Genomic DNA, 25,180 nt, shown 5'->3' with positions numbered 1-25,180 from the left:
ATTGCTTCGCTGCTGCGCTGCTCGCAATGACTGTGGAGGGGTAGGCATGCTCGCGTGTGGATTGCTTCACCCTCGTCATTGCGAGGGCCGCAGGCCCGTGGCAATCCAGGGGGCTTTCCTAAAGTTTTCCGGTTTTGCGCCGATTCTTCACAAGAGAGTTGCTAAAGCCTGTGGAGCCAAGCGTGGCGCGAGTCTATCTGGGGATTTTGCTGAGTATTACCTTGCCGGTGCAGGCACTGACCTTCCAGACCCGCATGGAAGATGTGCAGTGGTCGGTGGCGGGGGATCAGTTCGAGTGTCGGTTGTCGCAGACTGTCACCGGTTACGGTGAGGCGGTGTTCGTTCGCCGTGCAGGCGAGCGGCCGACCTTTGAGTTGAAGCCCTGGAGCAACCTGATGCAGCCGGGCCCGGCCCAGCTCTACAACGAGGCTCCGCTCTGGCGCCCGGGCACCCGTAGCCGGTTGCTGGGGCAGGCTCAGGTTCAGAACGGGCCGGTGGCGCTGGTCGCCCCTGAACAGCAGGCCGGGTTGATGCTGGCCGGTCTGGCCGAAGGGCTGCATCCGACCATTCAGCGCAGCAGCTTTGCCGGCAGCGAGCCGGTGCGAGTGGTGGTGTCCAGCGTCGGTTATCAGGCGGCCTGGAACGATTTTCAGCAATGCGCTACTGGCCTGCTGCCGATCAATTTCGATCAGGCTTCGCGCAGCGTGGTCAGTTTTGCCACGGGTGGCAGCAAACTGGATGATGCCGCACGGCAATTGCTCGATACGGTGCTGATCTATATCGAGGCCGATGATCAGATCAAGGGCATTCAGCTCGATGGACACTCGGACAACGTCGGCAATCGTCTGGATAACCGTGAGCTGTCCCGTCAGCGAGTGCTGGCTGTGCAGAACTACCTGATCGAGCGCGGGGTGGATGAATCGAAGTTCAGCCTGCGCTTCCACGGTGACAGCTTCCCAGTGGCCAGCAATCGTAGCGCCGAGGGGCGGGCGCAGAATCGTCGGGTGACATTGCGACTGGAAAAGCACTGAGGTTTCTTTAGCCAGTGGCCCGCGCCCCTGTGAATCCTCGCGCTGTAACGCCAGGGCCTGTTGACGTTTCATCGCAAGCCGCGTTGCTGCGAAAAATTTCGCCAGGCTAGGCGTGGGACGCAGGTAATGGTTATTCCCTTGCCAAGTCCCACAACGACGCATGGCGAAATTTTCCGCGCAACCCGAAGGGCCGGGCCTGTTTTTGCGCGATACAGCGTTGCTCGATGCTTATTTGGCCCACCAAACCTCGCATCTCGCGCCTTGTCTCGCGCAAAAACAGGTGCCGGCGCGGTTGTGATGAAACGTCAACAGGCCCTAAAATAGCGCCTTTGGCCGTTGCCCTATCGGGCAGCGGGAGTCATCTTCCTATGGAGCGCGCAATGTCTGACGTGAAGAAAGTCGTCCTGGCCTATTCGGGCGGCCTGGATACCTCGGTAATCCTCAAGTGGTTGCAGGAAACCTACCAGTGCGAAGTGGTGACTTTCACTGCCGACCTGGGTCAGGGTGAGGAAGTCGAGCCGGCCCGCGCTAAAGCTCAGGCGATGGGCGTCAAGGAAATCTACATCGATGACCTGCGTGAAGAGTTCGTGCGTGACTTCGTCTTCCCGATGTTCCGTGCCAATACCGTCTATGAAGGCGAATACCTGCTGGGCACCTCGATTGCCCGTCCGCTGATCGCCAAGCGCCTGATTGAAATTGCCAACGAAACCGGCGCTGACGCCATTTCCCACGGTGCCACCGGCAAGGGCAACGATCAGGTTCGTTTCGAGTTGGGCGCCTACGCGCTGAAGCCGGGCGTAAAGGTTATCGCCCCCTGGCGTGAATGGGATCTGCTCTCGCGCGAAAAACTGATGGATTACGCCGAGAAGCATGCGATTCCGATCGAGCGTCACGGCAAGAAAAAGTCGCCGTACTCCATGGATGCCAACCTGCTGCACATCTCCTATGAAGGCGGCGTGCTGGAAGACACCTGGACCGAGCACGAAGAAGACATGTGGCGCTGGACCAAGTCGCCGGAGAACGCCCCGGACACTCCGACCTACATCGAGTTGACCTACCGCAACGGTGATATCGTCGCCATCGACGGCAAGGAACTGAGCCCGGCCACCGTACTGGCTGAGCTGAACCGCATCGGCGGCGAGAACGGCATCGGTCGTCTGGATATTGTTGAAAACCGCTTCGTCGGCATGAAGTCGCGCGGTTGCTACGAAACTCCCGGCGGCACCATCATGCTCAAGGGCCACCGCGCCATCGAGTCGATCACCCTGGATCGTGAAGTCGCTCACCTCAAAGACAGCTTGATGCCCAAATACGCCGAGCTGATCTACAACGGCTTCTGGTGGAGCCCGGAGCGGGTCATGCTGCAGGAAATGATCGACGCCTCGCAACTGAACGTGAACGGTGTCGTGCGCCTGAAGCTGTACAAGGGCAACGTCATTGTCGTGGGCCGCAAGTCCGATGACTCGCTGTTCGACGCCAACATCGCCACTTTCGAGGACGATGCCGGCGCGTACGATCAGGCCGATGCTGCCGGTTTCATCAAGCTCAATGCTCTGCGCATGCGCATCGCCGCAGGCAAGGGTCGCAAGCTGCTGTAAAAGCCGTTGGAACCGCTATAGGCTTAAGGCTGGACGACTGCTGAGTGCGGTCTCCAGCCCCAGCCCCTTCGGAGGAAGAAACTATGCGCATACTTCACACCATGCTTCGTGTTGGCGACCTGGAGAAGTCCATTGCGTTCTATACCGAAGTGCTGGGCATGACCCTGTTGCGACGCAGAGACTACCCGGAAGGGCGCTTTACGCTGGCCTTTGTCGGCTATGGCAATGAGGCCGAGCAGGCCGTGCTGGAGCTGACCCACAACTGGGATACCGATCATTACGATCTGGGCAGCGGTTATGGTCATATCGCCATCGAGGTCAAGGATGTCTACAAGGCTTGCGAGCAGATCAAGGCTGCTGGCGGCAAGGTGGTACGTGAGGCCGGGCCGATGAAACACGGCACCAGTATTCTGGCCTTCGTCGAAGATCCGGACGGTTACCGGATTGAGCTGTTATCCGGGCGTTCCAGCCCAGCCTCAAGTTGATCAACGGCATGCGCCTCCCCTGAGAGCAATCCACGTCAGATCAGCCAGGAGAAGCACATGCTTTGGGGGTTTTTGGTCACGTTGCTCCTGTTGGTTCTGTTGCTGACCCGGTTGAGCTATTTTCGTCGCCGTCAGTTGGCGCGTCGCCAACATACCCAGATTCTCGATCAGATCCGCCTGTTGCGTCTGTTGCTCGAACAACTCCAGCGCCACCGGGGCCTTTGCTATGGCTCCATGTCTGGTGAGCCCGGATTGGAGGCTCAGCGTTGGTCGGTCAGCCAGCAGGTCGACGCCTTGCTGAAGCAGGCCAAGGTCCATGAGGCCAGCCTGTTCTGGTATCCCGGCTGGCACCATGTGCTGGCCGGCTGGCAGGAAGTGGATGCCCAGCGCGAGCAAGCCAGTGCCGAACAAGTGTTGTTGCTGCATAACCGAATGATCGCTCAACTGCTCGATACCATTGAGGAAATGGCCGGCAAGCAGGACCTGGTCTGTCTGGGACATCTGGTGCCGCAAACCGAAGGGTTATGGCTGGAGCTGCTGCAGAATGCTGAATTGCTGGGGCAGGCCCGGGCAATCGGCACGGGTATCGCCGCGCGGCGGCAGAATAGTGCATTGCAACGTGAAGAGTTGCAGCGCCTGGCTGAACAGATACGCTTGCGTGCCTATGGAGTGCCGGCCCGGCTGTATAGCGATGCGTTGCTGCGCACTCAGATGGCGGCTGCGGTGCGCGAGGCCGAAGACAGCCTGGATGCGCTGCTGCAATTGATCGAGGACCTGCTTGAGAGCGAAAAAGGCCCGCTCGTGCGCGCGCAGAACTATTTCCAGACCGCGACCCGGACCATCAGCGCCCAACTGGCGCTGGCCGACATGTTGCTTGAGCGCCTGCAGCAGAACGTTCTCAGCCCAGCGTGATGCCGCGAATGCGGGCCGCCATATCGGCGGCGTAGAGGTCTGTCATCCCGGCGATAAAGTCGATCACCCGCAGGTAGCTGCGATACAGGTCCCAGTCCTCACGCGGGGCATTATTACCCATCAAATCCAGAATACGCCGATGCTTGAAACTCAGGTGCTGGCCGGCATGCAGTTCATTGACCGCACCGCAGAAGGCGTCCAGCAAAGTTTCCAGGGTGCTGTAGGCGCCGATTTCATGCAGGGTCTTGCGTTTGTCCTGGAAAATCCGTTCGCGGGCCATGGCCTTGGCGGTTTGCACGCAGTCGCGGGCCAACGGGTGCATATGTTCAACCAGGTCGCCCGGCAGGGTGCCACTGAGCAGCGCCGGCTGCTGACGAATGAACGCCTCGGCAGCGGCGTTGACCAGGTGTTCAATGGCCTTGCCGCGCAGGATCGCCAGCTTGCGCCGGGTTGAGTCTTTGGGGCCCAGTTGTCGGTAGGTTTCCGGCAGGTCATCGCCGACCAGGTCGAGCAGCAGACGCTCGACTTCTGAATAGGCCAGCAGCTCCATTTCCAGGCCGTCTTCCAGGTCGATCAGGCCGTAACAGATATCGTCTGCCGCCTCGACCAGATAGACCAGCGGGTGGCGGCTCCAGCACTGCTCGCCCTGGGCCGGCAGCCCGAGTTTTTCGGCAATCTGTACCAGCAGTGGGTATTCGGCCTGGTAGGAGCCGAACTTGTGTTTCTTGTAGCCCAGGTTTTCCGCATGTCGGGCGGTCCACGGGTATTTGAGATAGGCACCCAGGGTGGCATAGGTCAGGCGCATGCCGCCTTCGAACTGGTGGTACTCCAGCTCGGTCAGTACCCGGAAACCCTGGGCATTGCCCTCGAAGTGCAGGAAATCATTGCGTTGGTCATCACTGAGCGGGTCCAGCCAGCCCTGGCTGGCAGCCTGCTGGAACCAGTGACGAATCGCGTCTTCACCGGAATGGCCGTAGGGCGGATTGCCGATGTCGTGGGCCAGGCAGGCGGCCTGGACGATCACCCCGATATCCGCCGGCTCGCACCAGTCGGGCAACTGGCCGCGCAGCATCTCGGCTACCCGCATGCCCAGCGAACGGCCGACGCAACCGACTTCCAGGCTGTGGGTCAGGCGGGTATGGATATGGTCGTTACTGGAGACTGGATGAACCTGGGTTTTCTTGCCCAGCCGGCGGAAGGCACCGGAGAAAATGACCCGGTCGTGATCTTTGTGGAAGGGCGTGCGACCCAACTCATCGGCACTGGCAACCGGTTTGCCCAGACGTTCGCGACACAGCAGTGTTTCCCAATCCATGCATGACTCCCTGTGGTTGAGCCGAGTATGCGACAGCTGCCGAAGGCTGTCGAGGGCGAGGCCCAGTCACCAAATCGGCATCCAGACATCACTGGACTGACACATACAGCTGGCAGGCTTGCGAGTCGAGTACTCATTCAAAGGAGCATGATTGTGAGACTTAAAGCCTCCCTGGCCCTGGTGCCGGTAATCTCAGCCATAGTGCTGAGTGGTTGCAACAGTGGTAGCAGTAGCAATCGCAATGCCGACGATAATGATGTTGGTCAGCCCCTGTCGCTGAATATTCTGCATATCAACGATCACCATTCCAATCTGGATGAAACCAGCATCGGTCTTAACATTGCCGGCGCTGAAACCAGTTTTGCTCTGGGCGGATTCCCGCGTGTGGTGGCCAAAATTGCAGAGCGTGAAGCCGAACTGGAAAACGTGCTCAAGCTGCACGCCGGGGATGCCATCACCGGCACCTTGTACTTTTCGACCTTCGAGGGTGAGGCTGACGCCGCCCTGATGAACGAGGTCTGCTTCGATGCCTTTGCCCTTGGCAACCACGAATTTGACCGGGGCGATGCGGGGCTGGTGAAGTTCCTCGATTATCTCGCTGCAGGTAGCTGCAACACTGCTGTACTGGCTGCCAATGTCAAACCGCAGATTGGTACACCGCTGGCGCCCAGCGCTGAAGATGATTACATCAAGCCGTACTACATTCACGAAGTGGACGGCCAGCAGGTGGGCATAATCGGTATCGATATTCGCGGCAAGACCCAAGGCAGCTCCAGTCCTCTGCCAACTACCGAGTTTCTGGATGAACAGGAAACGGCCCAGGCGATGATCAACGAGCTGGCCGAGCAGGGCGTCAACAAGATCATTTTGCTGACCCATTATCAGTATGAGAACGACCTGGACATGGCGCGTAACCTGTCTGGTGTGGATGTGATCATCGGCGGTGACTCTCACACCTTGCTGGGTGATTTCGATGCCTACGGCCTGAATGCTGGTGGCGAGTACCCGACCATGGTCACCAATGCCGACGGCAACCAGGTTTGTGTGGCCCAGGCCTGGGAGTACTCCAAGGTGGTTGGCGAACTGAATGTGCAGTGGGATGCTGACGGCAATGTAGTGTCCTGTGAAGGCGTGCCACATTTGTTGCTGGATAACCCAACCCGCAGCAACGCTGCTTTGACCGGCAATAACCTGGCTGAACTGCAAGCAGCCATCGATGCCGATCCCCAGCTCAGCCTGACCGCACCGGATCCCGCTGCTCAGGTGCTGCTCAACAGCTTCTCTGAGCAGCTTGATGAGTTTCGCAACAATGTGATTGGTTTGGCGGTTGAAGACCTTTGTCTGGCGCGGATTCCGGGGGTGCCTTACGGCGATACCACCTGCACCGGTGAAGACCCCGACCGTGGTGGTGACATTCCCAATGTGGTGGCCAGTGCCTTCCTGTTCATGAGCAAGGGCGCCGATGTCTCCATCCAGAACTCCGGTGGTGTACGGATTGATATCTTTGCCGGTGACATCACCATTGGCGATGCCTACACCTTGCTGCCGTTCGGCAATACCCTGACCAATCTGGAAATGACCGGCGCGGAAATTCGCCAGGTGCTCAATGAAGCGGTGGAGTACGCCCACAGCAATTCCACCGGTGCCTATCCTTATGCTTCCGGTCTGCGCTGGTATGTCGATATGAACCGCCCGGCTGGCCAGCGGCTGTACGATATCGAGTATCGGATTCGTAACGAGGGTGACTGGCAACCACTGACCGACAGCACCGTACTGACGGTGGTAAGCAACAGCTTTACCGCCATGGGGCAGGATGGCTATGTCACCTTCGGTACGGTGAGCGAGGATGGCCGTGCGGAGGATACCTTCCTCGATTATGCGCAGTCCTTTGTCGATTACATGCTGGAAGTCGGCACTGTGGCCAAGCCTGCGCTGGATGAGTACTCCACCCAGTTCTATACCCCGGCCAACTGAGTCAGTCAGAGGCACAGCCCGGAGGGAAGACTATTTCCTTCCGGGCTTTGGCCAGTCAGCGGGTAAGTGTCGGTAAATACCTCCAAATGGCGCTACAATAGCCAGCTGTTTCCCGACCCGCCGTGACCCGCAATGACTCAACTCCCTCCCGTCACTCTCTATGGCACGCTGGCCTGTCACCTGTGTGAGGCCGCCATGCAGATCCTGCAACCGCTGATTGCCGACGGTTTGCGGGTGAGCGAGGTCGATATCAGCGACAGTGATGAACTGATGCAGCGCTATCAGTTGCGTATCCCGGTGCTTCAGCGACAAGACAGCGGCGCCGAGCTGGATTTTCCGTTTGATCTGGCCCAGGTGATGGACTGGCTGGGCGATGTCCTGAGCGAGGGCCGTTGAGATGGCCATGACCGTGGTGCCATTCTGGAAGCGCAAGCGGCTGGATGAGCTGGATCAGGACGAGTGGGAGTCGTTGTGTGATGGCTGTGGCCTGTGCTGCTTGCAGAAGCTCGAGGATGAGGATGATCCGAACGCCATCTACTACACTCGCATCGCCTGCAAGCTGCTGGATCTCAAGACTTGCCAGTGCAGCAACTACCCCAAACGCCGGGAGTTCGTGCCCGACTGCATCCAGTTGACCCCGGCCGATGCACAGTCGTTCGCCTGGCTGCCCCCGACCTGCGCCTACCGCCTGGTGGCCGAAGGCGAAGAGTTACCGCCCTGGCACCACCTGGTCTGCGGCGACCCGAAGGCCGTCCACAAGGCCGGCATTTCCCAGGCCGGACGGATGCTGGCTGAGGATGCAGTGGATGAAGACGACTGGGAAGAGCACATCATTTTTCGGGTCGGGTAACTGGATTGCCACGGGCCTGCGGCCCTCGCAATGACGGTGTGGGGCGATGGGTCTGTGCCTCATCGTTGTGAGGTTTGGGGCGATGGCTGCGGCTTAAACCCTGTCATTGCCAAGGCAGGGGCTATGTGGCCTACACCCGTCATTGCCAAGGCAGAGGCTATGTGGCCTACACCCGTCATTGCCAAGGCAGAGGCTATGTGGCCTACACCCGTCATTGCCAGGGCAGGGACTATGTAGCCTACACCCGTCACTGTCAGGGCAGGGGCTATGTCACCTACACCCGTCATTGCCAAGGCAAGGGCTATGTCACCTACACCCCGTCATTGCGAGGGCCGTAGGCCCGTGGCAATCCACCGGCCGCCCTGGATTGTCACGTCGGCGGATGGCCGCCCCCTGTTCCTCGCAATGATGATGGGCGATGGGGTTTGTTGCGAGGGGGCAGAGGTGTGTGCCTTACACCCGTCATTGCGAGGGCCGCAGGCCCGTGGCAATCCACCGGTCGCCCCTGAATTACCACGCCCCTGTACACCTACTGCCCGATCTGCAACTCGCGCAATTTCAGATACAAGTAACGGATCTGGTCGTACTCGAACGGACTATCCAGAGCGCCATAGCGAAAGTCATTGTTGTAACGCAGGTCAATGGCGTACAGCCCATAGAGCCACTGCTCATCATTCATCACGCTGCGGCTGTCGAGATAGTTGATGGCGTCTTCCACTGACCAGTCCACCACCAGCCCGGTGCTGTCACGCAGGTTCGAAGGCCCCAGCAGCGGTAGCACCAGATAAGGCCCCGGCGGCACACCGTAGCGGCCCAGAGTCTGGCCGAAGTCTTCGGGTTCCTGCGGCAGGCCCATCTTGCTGGCCACATCGAACAGGCCCAGCCCACCCAAAATGGTGTTGAACAGCAGGCGCGCGGTGGTACGCATGCTCTTCTCGATCTTGCCCTGAGCCAGGCTGTTGGCCAGGTTGGGAACATCACCCAGGTTGGCGAAAACGTTGCGTACTCCCGAGCGCACAAAGCGCGGGGTTACGACTTCGTAGGCCCGGACTGTTGGCAGATAGACGTAATGGTCGAACTGGGCGTTGAACCGATACATGCGCCGGTTGAAACCCTCGAACGGGTCATAAACGTTGAGAGCATCCAGGCTGGAGCGCTCGAACTGGTAATGGCCGGCCTGATCATCGATCACCAGGCCTGCCAGCGGGTCATGGTAGGGCGGAGCCTGGTTGGCAAACGCAGGCGTGATGAGCAGGGCGCAGGTCAGGCCCAGGGTTATGGTCGTTCGCATGGTTACTCTCCCTGTATGAAGCTCAGCATCCGCTCAACCACGGTCTGGTGCTGAAGGTTGCCACCATGCCCGCCACGGGGGAACAGAAACGCGCGCTCACCAAAGGTCTGATGCAGAAAGTCATAATCTTCACGGCTGAGAATCAGATCGTCGGCATTGGTCAGTGCGGCAATGCCGGAATGGCTGGCCAGAAAGTTCTCGATGCTTCTAAGGCTTGTATGCCAAGCCATGTCATCGATGGTTTTGTCTGCATTACGACTGCTCCAGTCCGGCCACAATTGAGTTTCGATGTAGCAGCTGAAGTCGCAGAACAGCGCCCGGCGCAGATAGGGAGTGAGTGAAGTGCTGACCTTGAGTCGCTCGTCCGCTGGCGCATACAGGCCACCACCGGTCACCAGATCGGCCATGAAGTTGAGGTCGGCAGCGGCGAAGCGAAATACCGCGCCAATCAGCATGGCCAGCTCAGGGTCGGTCAGGGCCTGGTCGGATGACTGGATACCATAGAACAGACCACCCTCGATGTCGGTTTCGCCTTTCTCGGCAAAGTAACGCGAGAGCTTGCCGAAGATATGCTCGTAGAAGCTGTCCGTATCGCTGACCCCGTCAATGCGGGTACGGGCCAGCGAGTCCAGCCGCTGGATCGAGGTATAGAGGTCCACGGGTGGGTTGAGCAGCAACACCCGGCTGAAGTTGAACTGTCCCAGGCGCTGGTCCAGTTCGGCGACAAAGGCAGCATTCAGCGCGCCAAGGCTGAAGCCCACCACATGGTGCTCGGTAACCTGCAGGCCGACTTCGTGGCGGGCCTTTTCGGCAGCCATCGACATGGCAGTGTGCAGGTCGCGGGCATCCTCGCGTCCCAAGCCGGGCAGGCCACTGCGTGAGGCGGCGGCGATGAAGTCATGATTGGTCGGTGAGGACAGCACTATTACATGCATGCCCGCCTGCCAGAACACCCGCTTGAGGTAATCCAGTCGGGGGCTGTCATAGCTGGAGCCGGTGCCGGCGATCAGAAACAGCAACGGGGCCGGTTGCTGCTGCCAGGCCAGACGGAAATGCAGATCGCGGTATTGCGACAGGGTCGGTGGCAGGTTGCGCTCGGGCAACACGCGCACCGACAGATCGCGCTGACGCACATCGGACTCGCTTGGCACCGGGGCCATGAGTCGTTGAGGCGTGCCGGCGATAGTTGCCATAAGTGCATTGCTTATGGGGTAACTGAAATCATCCGCGCTGGCCTTGAGCGCCAGTAACGCAAGCAGAACGACGAGCAGTCCATTAAATCTGGGCATGGGCTAATCCGTGATGAACACAGACACTATATACCCTAATCAGCCCGCAAAAGTTCCTCGGCGAGTCAGGCCTGCATTACCGGAGGAAAGCGCATGCCTCGCTGCTCGCGGCGCATTTGCCGGCGCTGCTCAATACGTTTCCAGACTTTTTCATGGAAGTGGAAAGCCACACTGTTCAGCGCGGGCTCCACTACCGCAACCGCACCGCCCAGAACCAGGCTGCCGGTCATGGCATAGACCACGGCAAAAGCAATAGTGAAGTGCATCAGGGTGAAGGAAATGGTCTTGGTCATGATGACAGCCTCTATAGTCCAATGGGAATCATTCCCGCTGAGTTGATAGTAGGCGAGCATTACCTGAAGCAGAAACAGAAATGACTAATGCTTTTGATTGGTCAAAGCTATCAGAAAGGGATGGTTGGTAGTTCGAAGGTATGCTGATCAGCCGGTCCGCGAACCCAGCTTTGAGGCTACCCCCTGCAGCGGCAGGGGGGCGTATTGCCTTAAAGGTCGAAGTCGTAGTCGGACAACTGCTTTTGCAGACGACGTTCTTCCAGATAATTGTCGATCAGCCGACGCTTGGTCAGGCTGGCCTTGGAATTGGCTGCCGGATCGGTATCCGGCGCGTCATCCTCATCCACAAATTCATCATCGTCCAGTTCGATTTCGGCTTTCGCTTTGGCCATGACTCAACTCCACAATGAAGTGCCATTTGCGGACCTTATAGCGGCAGAAAAGTCTCAGCGGAAATAGATTTTTTTTATTGTTTTATATGATTTTTCGAAAAAATCGTGAGCCCGGTATCGGCGCGTGGTGCAAGCGGCTTGCTGCGGCGCAAAAGGGGCTGCAATTAGTGCTCGTGGAGCGCTTCTACATAGGAGGCTATCAGTCGCAGGTCTTGTGCTTGTAATCGCACAGATCCTCAATCCGGCAACTACCGCACTGTGGGCTGCGGGCCTTGCAGACGTAACGGCCATGCAGGATCAGCCAGTGGTGGGCATCGACCAGAAATTCCTTGGGTACATGCTTGAGCAACTGCTTTTCCACCGCCAGCACGGTTTTGCCGGGGGCGATACCGGTACGGTTGCTGACCCGGAAGATATGCGTATCCACGGCCATGGTCGGCTGGCCGAAGGCGGTGTTGAGTACCACGTTGGCGGTCTTGCGACCGACGCCAGGCAGGGCTTCCAACGCCTCGCGGTTGTCCGGCACCTGGCTGTTGTGTTGCTCGATCAGGATCCGGCAGGTCTCGATGACGTTTTTGGCCTTGCTGTTGTAAAGGCCGATGGTCTTGATGTACTCGCTCAACCCTTCAACACCCAGTGCGTAAATGGCCTCGGGAGTATTGGCCACCGGAAACAGCCTGTCAGTAGCCTTGTTGACGCCTACATCGGTCGCCTGAGCCGACAGGGTCACTGCTACCAGCAGCTCGAACGGGGTGCTGTAGTTGAGCTCGGTGGTTGGGTGCGGATTGTCTTCACGCAGTCGGCGGAAGATTTCATAACGCTTGGCCTTGTTCATGCTTTAACTGATGGTCCCGGTCACTCGTACCCGTTTGCTGCCATTGGCGGCCGGTTTCTCGGCGCGGGCGGCCTGGAGGGCTTTGACATGGCTGTCGATGGCGTTTTTCAGGGCGATCAGCAGGCCCATAAACACGAAGGCGCCGGGCGGCAGAATGACGAACAGGAAATCCTTGTAATTGCTGAACACCACAATCTTCCAGTCGGCCGCAACCGGTCCCAGCAGCAGATGCATGTTGGAGAACAGCGTACCGTAGCCGACCAGTTCGCGCAGCATGCCCAGCACCAGCAGCACCAGGGCAAAGCCCAGGCCCATCATGAAGCCATCAATCAGCGACGGCAGCACCGGATGTTTGGAGGCATAGGCGTCGGCGCGGCCGAGGATCGCGCAGTTGGTCACGATCAACGGAATGAAGATGCCGAGAATCTGATACAGCTCATAGGTGAAGGCCTGCATCAGCAGTTCGGTACAGGTCACCAGCGCGGCGATGATCATCACGAACGCCGGCAGACGCACGGCATCGGTTACCGCGCTGCGGATCAGCGATACCGCCACGTTGGAGCCGACCAGCACCAGAATGGTAGCCAGCCCCAGGCCCAGGGCATTGACGGCGGTACTGCTGACACCCAGCAGCGGGCACAGGCCCAGCAGTTGGACCAGGCCGGGGTTGTTGTGCCACAGGCCGTCGGCGCTGATGCTCTTGAAATCGGTGCTAGCCATCGATGCTGTCCTCATTCACGGTGCTGGCGTCGGGCAATTCCAGCAACTGCTGGCGGTGAGCGGCGAAATACTCCAGGGCGCGATAGACCGCCTGGATGACTGCGCGCGGGGTGATGGTAGCACCGGTGAACTGGTCGAATTCGCCGCCATCCTTGCGCACCGCCCAGCCGGCCGGAGCGGGCACTTGCAGGCTCTTGCCGTTGAAGCTCAGAACCCAGTCACTCTTGGCCAGCTCAATTTTGTCACCGAGCCCCGGGGTTTCCCGGTGATTGAGCGCCCGCACGCCAGCCAGCTCACCGTTGGCACGCACGCCAACCAGCAGGTCGATACGGCCGCTGTAGCCATCCGGCGCGACCACCGGCAGAATCACCGCTACCACTTCATTCTCAACCCGCCCACGGTAGGCCATGGCCGGGCGCGGCAGGTTGAGCAGCTCGCGGTCGCTGACCTCGAACCCATCGGCCAGCAGATCGTTGTCGTGCTGGTCATGCGGCAGAATCTCGTTCAGTGCGCTCATCTGCACACGGCGCTGTTCTTCGGCGATGCGCGGCGCGGTGCTGATCTGGGTAACCGCGATCAGGCCAACAGTGGCCATGGCGAACAGCCCAAGAATCAGGCTGTTGCGCACTACCGAGCGACCGGCGCCCAATGGCTGTGTGCTCTGTTCTTGTTCGCTCATCAGTCCACCTTGCCCATGCCGCGTTCAGCCTTGCGGTGGCCGTAGGTGCGCGGAGTCGTGTAATAGTCGATGGTCGGTGCGGCCAGATTCATCAGTAGCACGGCAAAGGCCACCGCATCGGGGTAGCCGCCCCAGGCGCGGATCACATAGACCAGAATGCCGACCCCGGCGCCAAAGATCAGCCGGCCGAACTTGCTGGTGGCGCCGGACACCGGATCGGTAATGATGAAGAACGCACCGAGCATGGTCGCCCCGCTGAGCAGGTGGAACAGCGGCGAGCCATTGGAGTCTGAACCCGAGCCGCCCCAAAACAGCAGGCTCATGAGCGCCAGCGCACCGAGCATGCCAACCGGGGCATGCCAACTAAAGACTTTCTTGTAGATCAGGAAGGCACCGCCAGCCAGATAGGCGAGGCTGACCCATTCCCAGCCGTAACCGGCCATGGCGCCAAAGATCGGCTGGGCCTGGCGCAGCTCATCCATGGTCAGGCTGTTGTTGTTCTTGACCACGTCCAGCGGGGTGGCCAGGGTCCAGCCGTCAATCGCCAGGCTGGCGGGCATGAACACCCGCTGCAAGGCTTCCAGCAACCCCAGGCTGGCACTGATATCAGGCATTACCTGTTCAATACCGCGCCAGGCCGGCCAACTGGTCATTTCCACCGGGAACGAGATCAGTACCACCACATAGCCGAGCATCGCCGGGTTGAACGGATTCTGGCCCAGCCCGCCGTAGAGCTGCTTGCCGAACACGATAGCAAAGCTGGTAGCGATCAGGACCAGCCACCAGGGCGCCAGCGGCGGCAGGGCCAGGGCCAGCAGCCAGGCAGTGACCAGGGCGCTGCCGTCGCTCAGAAAGAAGCCCACCGGGCGTTTGCGCAGGGCCAGAATCAGCGCCTCGCAAGCCAGGGCGAAGCTGCTGGCCAGTACGATGTTGATCAGCGTGCCCCAACCGAACAGCCAGGTCATCACGGCTACGCCGGGCAGGGTGGCGGCCAGTACCCAGAGCATCAGGGTCTGGGTCTTGTTATTGCCCTTGGCGTGGGGCGAGGTCATACGCACCAGGGCCATCAGACTTTCTCCTTGCTGGCCATGTGATCGGCAAAGGCCTTGGCGGCCTGATCCAGTGCTGCGCGGCTGCTCACCAGCTCGGCTTCCAGCGCGCTGGCATCCTGGCCTTGCTCCTGGGCGTCCTTGACGGCCCGTTCGGCCTGTTTGAATGCAGCCTTGGCCATGGCCAGGTCAGTCTTGAGCTGGCGGGTGGCTTCATCCACCGGGCGCTTCTCGACGCGCTCACGCTCAGGTGGTGGGATAGGGCTGGCATCCTCGGCGGCGTGCAGGGCCTTTTCGGCCTCCTGCAGGGTTGTGCGGGCCTGCGCCAGTTGCTGCTGCAGCTCGTCGCTGTCTGGGGTGGCGGTCAGCTCGCGCTCGAGTTTTTTAACGGCCGCACGGGCCATGGCCAGATCCAGTTTGGCTTTTTTGAGGTTCTCGTCCACCGGCTTCCTGGCCGGTTTGTCACTGGCCTCAGCGCGTACAGCAGGCGGTGCGGCGGCGCCGCCGGTGGCTGCCTCAAAGGCGGCTTGGGCCTCAAGGGCGGCTTTTTCCAGCTCGGCGATCTGCGCCTTGAGCTCTTCATTGTCCGGGTTGGCGGCCAGTTGCTTATTGGCTTTCTTGACCGCCATCTGGGCCGTGGCCGCAGCAATCTTGAGTTGTTTCTGCTCATCGCTGAGCCCGGCGGGTTTGGCGACCGGTGCCGGAGCCTCAGTATCGGCTGGTGCTTGCTTGGGCGCCTTGGCGGCCTCGGCTTCCTTGGCGGCTTTCAGGCGAGCGGCCTTCTCGGCCCGCGCCTGGCGCTCCAGTTCCTTCTGCTCGGCTTCACGCTGCAGACGAGCCTGGCGTTGTTCAAAGCGCTGTTTGGAGTGCTCGGCCTTGTGCTGTTGCAGTTCAATGGCGCGGATTTCGGCCTTGGCGGCACGGTAATACTGCACCAGCGGAATGCTGCTGGGGCAAACGTAGGAGCAGGCGCCGCACTCGATGCAGTCGAACAGGTGCTGACGCTTGAGCTGGTCGTAATCCTTGCCCAGTGCGAACCAGTGCAACTGCTGCGGCAGCAGTTCTGCCGGGCAGGCTTCGGCACACAGGCCACAACGGATGCAGGCCTGGGCCGGTGGCGGTGGCGGCAGTTCTTCGCGGGTGCCGGCCAGCAGACAGTTGCTGCTCTTGATGATTGGCGCGTTCAGATCCTGCAGGGTAAAACCCATCATCGGCCCGCCCATGACCAGACGGTAGAGCTGGTCGGGCTTGAGGCCGGCAAATTGCAGCAGGTCGATGATCGGGGTGCCGATCAGCGCCTCAACATTGGTTGGCCGCCCCAGTGCTGCACCAGTCAGGGTGGTGATCCGTTTGATTAGCGGCTGGCCGAGCAGTACCGCGTCATGAATGGCCAGCAGGGTACCGATGTTCTGGCAGACCATGCCGATATCGGCTGGCAGGCCGCCGCTGGGCACTTCCTTGCCGGTCAGAATCTGAATCAGTTGCTTCTCGCCACCGGACGGGTACTTGGTCGGGAATACCACCACCTGCATTGTCCGGGTGCCCACCGCCTCACGCATGGCGGCGATGGCTTCGGGCTTGTTGTCCTCGATGCCGATCAGCACCTGATCAGGGTTGAGGATATGCATCAGAATTTCGATACCGGCAACGATTTCGGCGGCTTTGTAGCGCATCGCGGTATCGTCGGCGGTGATGTACGGCTCGCACTCGGTGCCGTTGATGATCAGCGTCTGGGTTTTCTGCTCCGGACGGGCCTTGAGCTTGACCGCCGTCGGGAAGCCGGCACCGCCCAGGCCGCTGATACCGGCCTGGCGGATCATTTCCAGCAGCAGGGCCGGATCGAGCGTGCGGTAGTCGCTGATCGGCGCGAGCGTGGTCCACTGATCCAGGCCATCGGCCTCCAGGGTAATCGCCAGTTCAGCAAGACCGGAAGCGTGCGGGTAGGGGGCCGGCCCGATGGCCGTAATGGTGCCCGAGGTTGGTGCGTGCAGCGGACAACTGACAACCCCGTTGGCTTCGGCCAGCAGTTGCCCCTTGAGTACCTTGTCGCCGACCTGAACCACAGGCTCAGCCCGCGCACCAATATGCTGCTGCAGCGGCAGGATCAGGGTTTTGGGCAGCGGTGCCGGTTCCAGCCCGCGTTGGGTGGACTCGTGCTTGTGTTCTTCAGGATGGATGCCACCGGGAATGTCCCAGATGCGGATGGCGGACTTCATGCGGCTTGACCTCGCGCAGCATCGGTGGCGATCAGTTGCTGGGGCGGCAGCGGGTAGTCCCACTTCCAGTTCTGCGGGGTGGTCGGCAGCGGCACCATGTCGATGCAGTCGACCGGGCAGGGCTCTACGCACAGGTCGCAGCCGGTACATTCATCAACGATCACCGTGTGCATCTGCTTGGCGGCGCCCAGGATGGCATCGACCGGGCAGGCCTGAATGCACTTGGTGCAGCCGATACACTCGGCTTCACGGATGTAGGCGACCATCTTCGGCTTTTCTTCACCATGCTCGGCATCCAGCGGCAAGGCCTCGACATCCAACAGATCGGCCAGCGCCTGAATGGTCGATTCGCCACCCGGCGGGCATTTGTTGATCGGCTCGCCATTGGCGATACCTTCGGCATAGGGTCGGCAGCCGGGGTGGCCACACTGGCCGCACTGGGTCTGCGGCAGCAGGGCGTTGATCTGATCGACGATCGGGTCGCCTTCAACCTTGAAGCGAATGGCGGCATAGCCGAGGATCGCGCCGAAAATCAGCGCCAGGCCAAGCAGAACGAGAATGGCGGTCAGGACGACAGACATGCTTACAACCTTATCAGGCCGGTGAAGCCCATGAACGCGAGCGACATCAGGCCGGCGGTGATCATGCCGATGGCCGCACCGCGGAACGGTGTGGGTACGTCGGCGATGGCAATGCGCTCACGCAGGGCGGCGAACAGCACCAGAATCAGCGAGAAGCCCAGCGCGGCACCCAGGCCGTAGACCGCCGATTGCATGAAGGTCTGCTCGGCACGGTTGGTGTTCAGAAGCGCCACCCCGAGCACGGCGCAGTTGGTGGTAATCAGCGGCAGGAAGATGCCCAGCACGCGGTAGAGCAGGGGGCTGGTCTTGTGCACCACCATCTCGGTGAACTGCACGACCACGGCAATCACCAGAATGAAGGCGATGGTGCGCAGAAATTCCAGCTCCAGCGGCACCAGGATGTACTGAAAGGTCAGGTAACTGAGGATCGACGCCAGGGTCAGTACAAAGGTGGTGGCCGCCGACATGCCAATGGCGGTCTCCAGCTTGCCGGACACACCCATGAACGGGCAGAGGCCGAGAAACTGCACCAGTACAAAGTTGTTGACCAGTATGGTACTGACCAGTATCAGGGCAAATTCCGTCATGTTACCCGGCCTCTCACATTACCCGCTGACCCGGCTTGGCACCGTTGTCGGGACTGAGCAGGAAGATTTCTTCGCCACCGGGGCCGGCAGCCAGCACCATACCCTCGGATACCCCGAACTTCATCTTGCGTGGCGCCAGGTTGGCTACATACAGCACCAGCCGGCCTTCTAGCTTGCTCGGGTCAGGATAGGCGCTCTTGATACCGGAGAATACGTTGCGCTTGGCGTCGCCGATATCCAGGCTCAGACGCAGCAGCTTGTCGGCGCCCTCAACGAACTCGGCCTTCTCGACCAGCGCAATGCGCAGATCCACGGCGGAAAAGGCGTCGAAATTGATCTCGGCAGCCAGCGGCTCCTTGACCAGCTCGCCATTGCCTGCCGGCGCAGCAGCGGTTTCGCTGGCGGCCAGGTCTTCCTTCGAGGCTTCAACCATGGCCTCAATTTTGGCCGGCTCAATGCGGGTCAGCAGCGGCTGGAAGGCATTGAGTTGGTGACCTGCCAGCAGCGTCTGGTGATCTTCCCAGCGTAGCGGTTCAACATTCAGGAACTGCTCGGCCTGGGCCGCCAGGTTCGGCAGCACCGGCTTGAGGAAGATGATCAACTGACGGAACAGGTTGATGCCCAGCGAGCAGATCGCCTGCACCTCATCCTGCTTGCCCTCGACCTTGTTCAGAGCCCAGGGCGCCTTGTCGGCAATCCAGGCATTGGCACGGTCGGCCAGGGCCATGATTTCGCGCATGGCGCGGGAGAAGTCGCGTTTCTCGTAGGCCTCGGCAATGCTCGGCGCGGCGGCGGCAAAGGCCTCGGTCAGCTCCGGTGCCGGGTTGGCGGCAACCATCACCCCGGCGTTGCCCTTGTGAATAAACCCGGCGCAGCGGCTGGCGATATTCACCACCTTGCCGACCAGATCGGAATTGACCTTCTGCACGAAGTCTTCCAGGTTCAGGTCCAGATCCTCGACACCACGGCCGAGCTTGGCCGCGTAGTAGTAGCGCAGGTATTCCGGGTTCAGGTGATCCAGATAGGTGCGGGCCTTGATAAAGGTGCCGCGCGACTTGGACATCTTCTGCCCGTTCACCGTCAGGTAGCCATGCACATTGACAGCGGTCGGCTTGCGGAAACCGGCACCGTGCAGCATCGCTGGCCAGAACAGGGTATGGAAGTTGACGATGTCCTTACCGATGAAGTGGTACAGCTCGGCCGTCGAGTCCTTGCCCCAGAAGGCATCGAACGACAGCTCCGGGCGGCGCTTGCACAGGTTCTCGAAACTGGCCATGTAGCCAATCGGCGCGTCCAGCCAGACGTAGAAATACTTGCCCGGCTCACCGGGAATCTCGAAGCCGAAGTAGGGCGCATCGCGGCTGATGTCCCATTCCTGCAGGCCAGAATCCAGCCACTCGGCAATCTTGTTGGCGACCGCCTCCTGCAGCGAACCACTGCGGGTCCACTCCTGCAGCATGGCCTGGAAATCCGGCAGCTTGAAGAAGAAATGCTTGGAATCCTTGAGCACCGGGGTGGCGCCGGAGATTGCCGAACGCGGGTCTTTCAGCTCGGTCGGCTCGTAGGTAGCGCCGCACTTCTCGCAGTTGTCACCGTACTGGTCCTCGGCGCCGCACTTGGGGCAGGTGCCCTTGATGAAGCGGTCAGCCAGGAACATGCCCTTGTCCGGGTCGAAATACTGGGTCACCGACCGGGTAGCGATGTGGTCGGCTTCTTTCAGGCGGGTATAGATCAGTTCGGAGAACTGCTTGTTCTCTTCCGAGTGGGTCGAGTGGTAGTTGTCGAAATCGACCAGAAAGTCGGCAAAGTCGGTGGTATGTTCGGCCTTTACGTTGGCGATCAACTGTTCCGGCGTAATGCCTTCCTTCTCCGCACGCAGCATGATCGCCGAGCCATGGGCATCGTCGGCGCAGACATACACGGCCTGATGACCGCGCAGTTTCTGAAAGCGCACCCAAATGTCAGTCTGAATGTACTCCAGCATATGCCCCAAATGGATCGAACCATTGGCGTAGGGCAGGGCGCTGGTTACCAGGATCTGGCGTTGTTGTGCTTGGCTCATGGGTACTCGGCTTGTGCTTGCTAACGGATTTAAAGGGCGGTAATCATACCTGTTTGAGGCGTTTGGGTCATCTGTCAGGGGCGTCTTGCCGCACCCCTTGGCAAATCTCTTGAGCGCGCTTGGGTACTGGTGTTTACTGCGCGCTGGTATACCGATTCAGAGCAGAAATGGGCATGGATTACTTCATCATAGTCGTCACCACCGTCGCCGGGCTGGCTTTTCACTGGTGGCTGTATGTACTGATCCAGCGCTGGATGCAGCGTGACCTGGCCTTGTCCATCGCCGGCGACAACCCCGAATGCCGCGCCTACCTGCTGCAATGTCTGCAGCAGGCCAAAGCCGAAAAGATCAGGAAAAAAGACCTGGAAACCTGGCTACGCAGCAAAGCTGAAGCCCACTCCTCACCCAAATAGTGCGCCACTGGCCTGGGAAGTTCGAGCATCCGCTCGAACAAAGGCCGGCAAAGCCGGCCCGCCAGGCAGCAAACACCCTAGACTTTCAAAACCGCTCATCCCTCAGCGCAGGCAACACCAGTTCGCGCACGTACGACGCATCCGACAGATTAAGCAGCGCCCGCACCAAACCAACCACATCATGAACCGGCACCAACTCCCCAGCGCCCCGGCGTGCAGCCTCTGCCAGCGGCGTACTCAGGTCATCATCGGTATTCAGATAGCCCAACTGCAAACTGGTAACCGCCAGTCGCTCAGCCCGAAAACTCTCGCGCAGCGCCTCGCCAATCCCGGTCAAAGCGAACTTGGAGGCCCCGAAAGCCACCTCCGGGCGCCCACTCTGGCGCAGCCCGGAGGTTGAACCGGTAAGAATCAACTGGGGTTTGCGGGCGCTCAGCAGCCTGGGGATCAGCCGCTTGAGCAACAAAATAGTCCCGGTGATATTGATGTTCACCATCTCGATGATGCTTTCATCCGCATGGTCGAGAAAGCGGTAGTCCTCGCTAAAGGCGGCTTCTTCCCATACCCCGAGGTTGTAGATCAGCGCGTCGAGTCTGGCCGGCATTTGCTGCTCTATCTGCCGCGCAGCCTCAAGCGGTGAACTCATATCGGCCTCAATCCAGTCGAGCTGAACCGCTTCCGGCAAACGCAGATCGCCTGGTTTGCTGCGGGAAACCCCGATTACGCGGTCCCCAGCGGCGCACAGGCCTTCAACAAAAGCCCGGCCAAGCCCTCTGCTGGCACCAATAACCATCAAATCCATGTGCTGTATCTCCTCGGCCGTCAGGGCAGAACGTCGTAGTCAAAGTCTTCTCGCTCGAAAACATCAAATGCCGGGCCCCTGACGCTTGCCTCGTTGTCGTCGCATAAGCGGGTAGAGGTGATTTTGCCGCGATGGCGAGTCACTACACCGGCCTGGAATTTCGGATAGTTCGGCTCGCCCGGAGTGAAGTTGGTCCTGATCATGCTGTCGAACAGCATGTACTCATAACCGCTATTGTCGAACCGAACAATGCTGGCCCCGCCACCAGAGAACGCAGCAAGCCCCAGGAAAAACTTCCCTGCGGGTGAAGTCTTTTCACTGGGGTACACAAACTCAATGTTGTCCGGCTGGCCAAAACGGTACTGCACGTAACCGGATTCTCTGGTGAGCTCTTTAGAGGCGCAGAGCGAGACGGTTTTTTCTCCTATGTCACAGCCGAAAATCAGCTGTTCGTCTGCCTTGCACAGAAACAGTGACTCATCGGCCAGGGCAAGCGGGCTTGTTAGGACGAAAAGCAGACAGAGTGTTCGAAGCATATTGTTCCTTAATTTGCTGGTGAGGCCGGCAGCGCCGTTAGGGAGGGAGATCGGGATGCCCGATCTTTGCTATTGCCTCTGTAATCCTGCCACACGCCTGGAGAACCAGGCGTGAATCAACCCCGCCTGATAGAAACCCACCGGGTTGTCAAAGCCGCCCTCGCGGATGATTGATTCAATCTGCGCGGGCGGCAGAATCGCCACATCCTTGGCATAGGCCGCACGCATCTGCTCCACGCCCGCGGCTGGAATATCCGATGCCAGCATCATGTTCAGCCAGGTCTGGAGCAGGGCGCTGTACTGGCTGGAGCTGACGTCTGATGCCAGGTCCGAGCTGGCCAGAATCCCCTCAGGCCGCAGCCTGGTGGCAATGCTGTTGAAAAAGCCGATGCGCGCATCGCGCTCCAGAATGAACTGCGAAACCAGAAAACAGGTCGCCGCATCGAACGGCTCCTGGGCTGGCAGCGTATCCAGATAGCCCTCATGGAAATCACAGCGGGATATGAACCCAGCCTTGTCGGCCTTTTGGCGGCATACATCAAGCATCGCCCCGGAAGGCTCCACGGCAACAAAGCTCCAGTGCGGAAAACGTTCAGCCAGATAGCCGATTTCTTCACCGGTACCGGCGCCTACGCAGAGAATCCGCGCATTGCTGGGCAACTCTGCCAGCACAGCTTGCAGGAGAAAGTGCAGGGCATCACGAATGGGTGCGGTTTTTGCCCAGCGCTCGTCATAGCTTGAGGCCTGTTGGTCGAAGATGGCTTTGATTTCATCACTGTTCATGCGGGCATCCTGTCAGGGGTGTTCCGTTGCTGGTGCTAGGGCTTCTTCGCCGGAATATAGGCCTCAGGAAACTTCGGTAGTTCATCGTTGACCTCAAACCAGTTCGCCCGGTGGGCATAGTAAAAATGCGCCACCGGCCGGGTCTGCAACTCACCATCCAGCGTCCCGGCGCGAATGCGCAGCACCTCTGGCAAACCGTCGCGGCGGCTGTAAACCGGCGAGCCACAGACCTTGCAGAAGAATCGATGCTTGCCCGGCGAGGATTCATAGGCACTCAGCAACTGCTCACCGCTGAGCAACGTGAACGCCGCCGCCGACACCGGAATATTGCTCACCAGCGGCGTACCCTGCGCCTTGCGGCATTGCTTGCAGTGGCACACCTGAATGGGCTCCAGCTCACCTTCAATACTGAACGTCACGCCGCCGCACAAACAGCTGCCTGTGTACATGGATGCTCCTTAATCAAACACCTACAGCTTGCGAATGGCTGCCGTCGCCGTAGCTGTGGCAACAATCTTGCCTGCTTGCGATAGCTCGCCAGATAGAAAACAGATGGCCCCGCCACGCTTTTCTACCCGGCCAATAGCTTGAAGCTTGCCAGGCTTGGCTGGTGAGAAAAACTGCACGTTAAGGTTCAGCGTTGGTGCAAACTCGCCACCGGCAAGCTGAGAGGCCAGTGCTGGGCCCATCGTGTCGTCAAGCATGGCTGACAGAAAACCGCCCTGAATGTTGCCAGCCGGGTTGGTGAATTCCGCTTTGCCTTCGAATTCCGCCTCCAGCACGCCGGCTTCGGAGTCGACGTGCAGGATGGTCATGCCGAGAGTGCGTGCCGCAGCGGGTTGAGGTAGCTTGCCTTCTTGTATTTGCCAGAAAAAAGCCTTGGGGTCCACGAAGCCTCCTTGTTCACGGTTTGCCTATACGGCGCGTTCAGTATTCTGTCCAATCCGCCACAATACCCCGGCTGGGTCATCAATCACAAAATCCCGCATGCCCCAGGGCCGGTCTTCCGGTGGCAGTATACGCACACCGTACTTATCGCCCAGTTGTTGACTGCACAGGTGCTGCCACCAGCTTTCCACATCCTCAACCAGCAGGTGCATCATGAAGTTGTCGGCATGCTCTTTTACATAGAAACGCTGGAGCAGAAAGCTGCACGAGCCGGCATGAAAATACGCCATATCGTCCGAGCCCCAGGCCAAGGTAAAGCCAAGATCGGTGTAAAAACGTTTGGATAGCTCGAAGTCCCGGGCGGGAACGAAGGCTTTGATTTCTACGGTGTTCAGGTTGGGCATGGTGATGTGCCTGCTCTGGTTGAAGGTAAAACCCCGGTTAGCTAATCCGATGTTTTTAATCGCCTCAAGGCTATCTCAACGACATGGCCAACCAACAGCCAAACGCCCAGCCAAAAGCCTATGGCAAGCGCAAAACCAAAATTAGACGGCCCCGACCACCCCCAACCCGATCCCGGCTCAATAACCGGCAGCCCCAGGTGGGCGAGGGGAGCCAGCGGGAGATAGATCATGGCGAAAAATATGTCGAGTAATATGCTGGGGCCATTGGCCAGTGCTGCGAAGAGCAGTATGGCGAGTGTGAGCAGAAGGCCTAAGCCAATTTTGCGGGGGATGTGCATATTTTAGGGTTTGGTGTGTTGCGGGCTTCCCCCAACAAACCGTGACCTCACCTCATCTGATGGCATCGGAAAAGACATGGCACCGATCATTTTTTATGAGCAAAAAGGTGTCAACCCCCGAAGGGACGTCCAAATCATAGGCTAGGAGTGTCCACTTTAGCGGGGGAAGTTCAAAACCAGTCCCGGTACACGCGTTGGTTAGGCATCGCCGGAACCTTGCATCTGTGCTTTGCGCCAATGCTCAAGCAGCTCTGTGTTGCCTGATGCTACTTCAATGAGCATTTGTAGCGATAAAACAGGGCCTGGAACGATACCGCTCTCATCAATTTCCTGTCCATCAAAGTCCGGGTTGGTTGGGATCTCCACGTTAACAACCCACCACACCTCGATTTTGCGTAATATCTCTACGAGTATCGGGAATTGAGCTTCATGCTCTGATTCCCTTTGGCCCGTTACTATCTCAAAAAGCTTATGTGCAAGTTGGTTCCTGGTTTTCTTGAGTTCCTCAAATGTCTCTAGGTCCCCATCATCTAGAACTTCGTGCTCCCTTAACCATGCAAGTGATGCATAGAGCAGGTTCTTGTTCCTGGAAATTACCGCTGATTTGTACTCCGGCCCGGCTATGGGCCCGGCTTCATCCCAACCGTTTGTGTAGAAATCCTGGATGCGACCAATCACTGAGTTTTTGACGATCTCAAACGTGGTGATGAACATTGTGGCTGCAAACAGTGAGGGTTTGACAACATCAGGGTCCAAAAAACGTTCCCAGGGGTCAGTAGTGGGCATAACTGAATTCCATTTTTAAGTTCTACAATCGAGGCTCGGTCCATACCGCTGGTCCTACCCACGAAAAATAG

At 59.3% G+C, this 25,180-nt stretch carries 28 protein-coding genes; 8 read left to right on the top strand and 20 right to left on the bottom strand.

All coding sequences use genetic code 11. From position 1 onward, the window contains the following. Positions 1 to 182 precede the first annotated feature (182 nt). From C2846_RS10885 to C2846_RS10870, 4 genes are all read left to right on the top strand, one after another. Entirely contained in the window at positions 183 to 1,031 is an 849-nt protein-coding gene (locus tag C2846_RS10885) for a flagellar protein MotY (RefSeq protein ID WP_119701450.1), read from the top strand. A gap of 380 nt (positions 1,032 to 1,411) precedes the next feature. Beyond that, the gene (locus tag C2846_RS10880; protein WP_080050926.1) at positions 1,412 to 2,629 is read left to right on the top strand and encodes an argininosuccinate synthase; all 1,218 of its coding nucleotides are present in this window, start codon (positions 1,412 to 1,414) and stop codon (positions 2,627 to 2,629) included. Positions 2,630 to 2,712: 83 nt separating this feature from the next. Continuing rightward, positions 2,713 to 3,114: a lactoylglutathione lyase gene (gene gloA / locus C2846_RS10875; protein ID WP_080050925.1), complete on the top strand. Its 402-nt coding sequence runs from the start codon at positions 2,713 to 2,715 to the stop codon at positions 3,112 to 3,114. A gap of 57 nt (positions 3,115 to 3,171) precedes the next feature. Further along, positions 3,172 to 4,026, top strand: coding sequence for a nitrate- and nitrite sensing domain-containing protein (locus tag C2846_RS10870; protein WP_080050924.1), 855 nt, complete (start codon positions 3,172 to 3,174; stop codon positions 4,024 to 4,026). Here the strand turns inward: C2846_RS10870 and C2846_RS10865 are convergent. Beyond that, positions 4,013 to 5,341 carry a deoxyguanosinetriphosphate triphosphohydrolase gene (locus C2846_RS10865; protein WP_080050923.1) on the bottom strand — a complete coding sequence of 443 codons (1,329 nt, stop codon included), beginning with the start codon at positions 5,339 to 5,341 and terminating at the stop codon, positions 4,013 to 4,015. The two genes, C2846_RS10870 and C2846_RS10865, sit on opposite strands and share 14 nt — an antisense overlap. Before the next feature lie 147 nt (positions 5,342 to 5,488). Here C2846_RS10865 and C2846_RS10860 point away from each other — a divergent pair, with 147 nt between their 5' ends. The 3 genes from C2846_RS10860 (at position 5,489) to C2846_RS10850 (ending at position 8,165) form a co-directional block, all read left to right on the top strand. Beyond that, positions 5,489 to 7,315: a 5'-nucleotidase C-terminal domain-containing protein gene (locus C2846_RS10860; RefSeq protein ID WP_119701449.1), complete on the top strand. Its 1,827-nt coding sequence runs from the start codon at positions 5,489 to 5,491 to the stop codon at positions 7,313 to 7,315. A gap of 132 nt (positions 7,316 to 7,447) precedes the next feature. Next, positions 7,448 to 7,711, top strand: coding sequence for a glutaredoxin family protein (locus C2846_RS10855; RefSeq protein WP_080050921.1), 264 nt, complete (start codon positions 7,448 to 7,450; stop codon positions 7,709 to 7,711). Between the two features lies 1 nt (position 7,712). Further along, positions 7,713 to 8,165, top strand: coding sequence for a YcgN family cysteine cluster protein (locus C2846_RS10850; RefSeq protein ID WP_119701448.1), 453 nt, complete (start codon positions 7,713 to 7,715; stop codon positions 8,163 to 8,165). Positions 8,166 to 8,694: 529 nt separating this feature from the next. Here C2846_RS10850 and C2846_RS10845 read toward each other — a convergent pair. The 12 genes from C2846_RS10845 to metG all read right to left on the bottom strand — a co-directional run bounded on the left by C2846_RS10845 (position 8,695) and on the right by metG (position 20,159). Then, the gene (locus C2846_RS10845; RefSeq protein WP_119701447.1) at positions 8,695 to 9,456 is read right to left on the bottom strand and encodes an MlaA family lipoprotein; all 762 of its coding nucleotides are present in this window, start codon (positions 9,454 to 9,456) and stop codon (positions 8,695 to 8,697) included. A gap of 2 nt (positions 9,457 to 9,458) precedes the next feature. After that, on the bottom strand, positions 9,459 to 10,745 hold the full coding sequence (locus tag C2846_RS10840) for an alpha/beta fold hydrolase family protein (RefSeq protein WP_080050918.1): 1,287 nt from the start codon (positions 10,743 to 10,745) through the stop codon (positions 9,459 to 9,461). Positions 10,746 to 10,810: 65 nt separating this feature from the next. Further along, the gene (locus C2846_RS10835; RefSeq protein ID WP_080050917.1) at positions 10,811 to 11,038 is read right to left on the bottom strand and encodes a DUF2061 domain-containing protein; all 228 of its coding nucleotides are present in this window, start codon (positions 11,036 to 11,038) and stop codon (positions 10,811 to 10,813) included. 209 nt (positions 11,039 to 11,247) lie between these two features. Beyond that, positions 11,248 to 11,430 (bottom strand): PA3496 family putative envelope integrity protein, encoded by a 183-nt coding sequence (locus C2846_RS10830; protein WP_080050916.1) that lies wholly within the window; start codon positions 11,428 to 11,430, stop codon positions 11,248 to 11,250. Between the two features lie 199 nt (positions 11,431 to 11,629). After that, positions 11,630 to 12,265 (bottom strand): endonuclease III, encoded by a 636-nt coding sequence (gene nth / locus C2846_RS10825; protein ID WP_119701446.1) that lies wholly within the window; start codon positions 12,263 to 12,265, stop codon positions 11,630 to 11,632. A gap of 3 nt (positions 12,266 to 12,268) precedes the next feature. Beyond that, complete coding sequence (locus C2846_RS10820) at positions 12,269 to 12,985, bottom strand: electron transport complex subunit E (RefSeq protein ID WP_119701445.1); 717 nt, start codon at positions 12,983 to 12,985, stop codon at positions 12,269 to 12,271. Beyond that, the gene (gene rsxG, locus C2846_RS10815; protein ID WP_119701444.1) at positions 12,978 to 13,664 is read right to left on the bottom strand and encodes an electron transport complex subunit RsxG; all 687 of its coding nucleotides are present in this window, start codon (positions 13,662 to 13,664) and stop codon (positions 12,978 to 12,980) included. The genes C2846_RS10820 and rsxG overlap by 8 nt, the downstream gene beginning before the upstream one ends. Beyond that, complete coding sequence (gene rsxD, locus C2846_RS10810; RefSeq protein ID WP_119701443.1) at positions 13,664 to 14,731, bottom strand: electron transport complex subunit RsxD; 1,068 nt, start codon at positions 14,729 to 14,731, stop codon at positions 13,664 to 13,666. The genes rsxG and rsxD overlap by 1 nt, the downstream gene beginning before the upstream one ends. Next, positions 14,731 to 16,929 (bottom strand): electron transport complex subunit RsxC, encoded by a 2,199-nt coding sequence (gene rsxC, locus C2846_RS10805; protein ID WP_119701442.1) that lies wholly within the window; start codon positions 16,927 to 16,929, stop codon positions 14,731 to 14,733. The genes rsxD and rsxC overlap by 1 nt, the downstream gene beginning before the upstream one ends. Next, positions 16,926 to 17,510: an electron transport complex subunit RsxB gene (rsxB, locus tag C2846_RS10800; RefSeq protein ID WP_080050910.1), complete on the bottom strand. Its 585-nt coding sequence runs from the start codon at positions 17,508 to 17,510 to the stop codon at positions 16,926 to 16,928. Before rsxB ends, rsxC begins: the two co-directional genes overlap by 4 nt. A 2-nt stretch (positions 17,511 to 17,512) precedes the next feature. Continuing rightward, a complete protein-coding gene (rsxA, locus tag C2846_RS10795) occupies positions 17,513 to 18,097 on the bottom strand; it encodes an electron transport complex subunit RsxA (RefSeq protein ID WP_080050909.1) in 585 nt (194 codons plus the stop codon). Positions 18,098 to 18,110: 13 nt separating this feature from the next. Beyond that, positions 18,111 to 20,159: a methionine--tRNA ligase gene (gene metG, locus C2846_RS10790; RefSeq protein ID WP_119701441.1), complete on the bottom strand. Its 2,049-nt coding sequence runs from the start codon at positions 20,157 to 20,159 to the stop codon at positions 18,111 to 18,113. Positions 20,160 to 20,332: 173 nt separating this feature from the next. On the opposite strand from metG, the gene C2846_RS10785 reads away from it, so the two are divergent. Further along, complete coding sequence (locus tag C2846_RS10785) at positions 20,333 to 20,572, top strand: hypothetical protein (RefSeq protein ID WP_119701508.1); 240 nt, start codon at positions 20,333 to 20,335, stop codon at positions 20,570 to 20,572. 85 nt (positions 20,573 to 20,657) lie between these two features. Here the strand turns inward: C2846_RS10785 and C2846_RS10780 are convergent, their stop codons facing one another. The 7 genes from C2846_RS10780 to C2846_RS10745 all read right to left on the bottom strand — a co-directional run bounded on the left by C2846_RS10780 (position 20,658) and on the right by C2846_RS10745 (position 25,109). Further along, entirely contained in the window at positions 20,658 to 21,374 is a 717-nt protein-coding gene (locus C2846_RS10780) for an SDR family NAD(P)-dependent oxidoreductase (protein WP_119701440.1), read from the bottom strand. A 20-nt stretch (positions 21,375 to 21,394) separates the two neighbouring features. Then, on the bottom strand, positions 21,395 to 21,910 hold the full coding sequence (locus tag C2846_RS10775) for a hypothetical protein (protein WP_119701439.1): 516 nt from the start codon (positions 21,908 to 21,910) through the stop codon (positions 21,395 to 21,397). Between the two features lie 69 nt (positions 21,911 to 21,979). Next, positions 21,980 to 22,693, bottom strand: a complete 714-nt coding sequence (locus C2846_RS10770) for a class I SAM-dependent methyltransferase (RefSeq protein WP_119701438.1) — start codon at positions 22,691 to 22,693, stop codon at positions 21,980 to 21,982. Between the two features lie 35 nt (positions 22,694 to 22,728). Beyond that, on the bottom strand, positions 22,729 to 23,142 hold the full coding sequence (locus tag C2846_RS10765) for a GFA family protein (RefSeq protein WP_119701437.1): 414 nt from the start codon (positions 23,140 to 23,142) through the stop codon (positions 22,729 to 22,731). Positions 23,143 to 23,163: 21 nt separating this feature from the next. Beyond that, positions 23,164 to 23,583: a PaaI family thioesterase gene (locus C2846_RS10760; protein ID WP_205890193.1), complete on the bottom strand. Its 420-nt coding sequence runs from the start codon at positions 23,581 to 23,583 to the stop codon at positions 23,164 to 23,166. A gap of 24 nt (positions 23,584 to 23,607) precedes the next feature. Further along, positions 23,608 to 23,985: a VOC family protein gene (locus tag C2846_RS10755; protein ID WP_119701436.1), complete on the bottom strand. Its 378-nt coding sequence runs from the start codon at positions 23,983 to 23,985 to the stop codon at positions 23,608 to 23,610. Between the two features lie 536 nt (positions 23,986 to 24,521). Then, positions 24,522 to 25,109 (bottom strand): hypothetical protein, encoded by a 588-nt coding sequence (locus tag C2846_RS10745; RefSeq protein WP_119701434.1) that lies wholly within the window; start codon positions 25,107 to 25,109, stop codon positions 24,522 to 24,524. Positions 25,110 to 25,180: the final 71 nt, after the last annotated feature.

Source organism: Pseudomonas jilinensis, assembly GCF_003586265.1.
GTDB classification, from domain to species: domain Bacteria; phylum Pseudomonadota; class Gammaproteobacteria; order Pseudomonadales; family Pseudomonadaceae; genus Halopseudomonas; species Halopseudomonas phragmitis.
Note: the sequence above shows the minus strand (reverse complement) of the source record. Positions and strands in the feature narration are given on the sequence as shown.

Excerpts from the sequence above, each read along its gene's own strand:
- C2846_RS10880 (WP_080050926.1), top strand. The coding sequence starts at position 1,412 with ATGTCTGACGTGAAGAAAGTCGTCCTGGCCTATTCGGGCGGCCTGGAT.
- gloA (WP_080050925.1), top strand. The coding sequence starts at position 2,713 with ATGCGCATACTTCACACCATGCTTCGTGTTGGCGACCTGGAGAAGTCC.
- C2846_RS10870 (WP_080050924.1), top strand. The coding sequence starts at position 3,172 with ATGCTTTGGGGGTTTTTGGTCACGTTGCTCCTGTTGGTTCTGTTGCTG.
- C2846_RS10865 (WP_080050923.1), bottom strand. The coding sequence starts at position 5,341 with ATGGATTGGGAAACACTGCTGTGTCGCGAACGTCTGGGCAAACCGGTT.
- C2846_RS10860 (WP_119701449.1), top strand. The coding sequence starts at position 5,489 with ATGATTGTGAGACTTAAAGCCTCCCTGGCCCTGGTGCCGGTAATCTCA.
- C2846_RS10855 (WP_080050921.1), top strand. The coding sequence starts at position 7,448 with ATGACTCAACTCCCTCCCGTCACTCTCTATGGCACGCTGGCCTGTCAC.
- C2846_RS10850 (WP_119701448.1), top strand. The coding sequence starts at position 7,713 with ATGGCCATGACCGTGGTGCCATTCTGGAAGCGCAAGCGGCTGGATGAG.
- C2846_RS10845 (WP_119701447.1), bottom strand. The coding sequence starts at position 9,456 with ATGCGAACGACCATAACCCTGGGCCTGACCTGCGCCCTGCTCATCACG.
- C2846_RS10840 (WP_080050918.1), bottom strand. The coding sequence starts at position 10,745 with ATGCCCAGATTTAATGGACTGCTCGTCGTTCTGCTTGCGTTACTGGCG.
- C2846_RS10835 (WP_080050917.1), bottom strand. The coding sequence starts at position 11,038 with ATGACCAAGACCATTTCCTTCACCCTGATGCACTTCACTATTGCTTTT.
- C2846_RS10830 (WP_080050916.1), bottom strand. The coding sequence starts at position 11,430 with ATGGCCAAAGCGAAAGCCGAAATCGAACTGGACGATGATGAATTTGTG.
- nth (WP_119701446.1), bottom strand. The coding sequence starts at position 12,265 with ATGAACAAGGCCAAGCGTTATGAAATCTTCCGCCGACTGCGTGAAGAC.
- C2846_RS10820 (WP_119701445.1), bottom strand. The coding sequence starts at position 12,985 with ATGGCTAGCACCGATTTCAAGAGCATCAGCGCCGACGGCCTGTGGCAC.
- rsxG (WP_119701444.1), bottom strand. The coding sequence starts at position 13,664 with ATGAGCGAACAAGAACAGAGCACACAGCCATTGGGCGCCGGTCGCTCG.
- rsxD (WP_119701443.1), bottom strand. The coding sequence starts at position 14,731 with ATGGCCCTGGTGCGTATGACCTCGCCCCACGCCAAGGGCAATAACAAG.
- rsxC (WP_119701442.1), bottom strand. The coding sequence starts at position 16,929 with ATGAAGTCCGCCATCCGCATCTGGGACATTCCCGGTGGCATCCATCCT.
- rsxB (WP_080050910.1), bottom strand. The coding sequence starts at position 17,510 with ATGTCTGTCGTCCTGACCGCCATTCTCGTTCTGCTTGGCCTGGCGCTG.
- rsxA (WP_080050909.1), bottom strand. The coding sequence starts at position 18,097 with ATGACGGAATTTGCCCTGATACTGGTCAGTACCATACTGGTCAACAAC.
- metG (WP_119701441.1), bottom strand. The coding sequence starts at position 20,159 with ATGAGCCAAGCACAACAACGCCAGATCCTGGTAACCAGCGCCCTGCCC.
- C2846_RS10785 (WP_119701508.1), top strand. The coding sequence starts at position 20,333 with ATGGATTACTTCATCATAGTCGTCACCACCGTCGCCGGGCTGGCTTTT.
- C2846_RS10780 (WP_119701440.1), bottom strand. The coding sequence starts at position 21,374 with ATGGATTTGATGGTTATTGGTGCCAGCAGAGGGCTTGGCCGGGCTTTT.
- C2846_RS10775 (WP_119701439.1), bottom strand. The coding sequence starts at position 21,910 with ATGCTTCGAACACTCTGTCTGCTTTTCGTCCTAACAAGCCCGCTTGCC.
- C2846_RS10770 (WP_119701438.1), bottom strand. The coding sequence starts at position 22,693 with ATGAACAGTGATGAAATCAAAGCCATCTTCGACCAACAGGCCTCAAGC.
- C2846_RS10765 (WP_119701437.1), bottom strand. The coding sequence starts at position 23,142 with ATGTACACAGGCAGCTGTTTGTGCGGCGGCGTGACGTTCAGTATTGAA.
- C2846_RS10755 (WP_119701436.1), bottom strand. The coding sequence starts at position 23,985 with ATGCCCAACCTGAACACCGTAGAAATCAAAGCCTTCGTTCCCGCCCGG.
- C2846_RS10745 (WP_119701434.1), bottom strand. The coding sequence starts at position 25,109 with ATGCCCACTACTGACCCCTGGGAACGTTTTTTGGACCCTGATGTTGTC.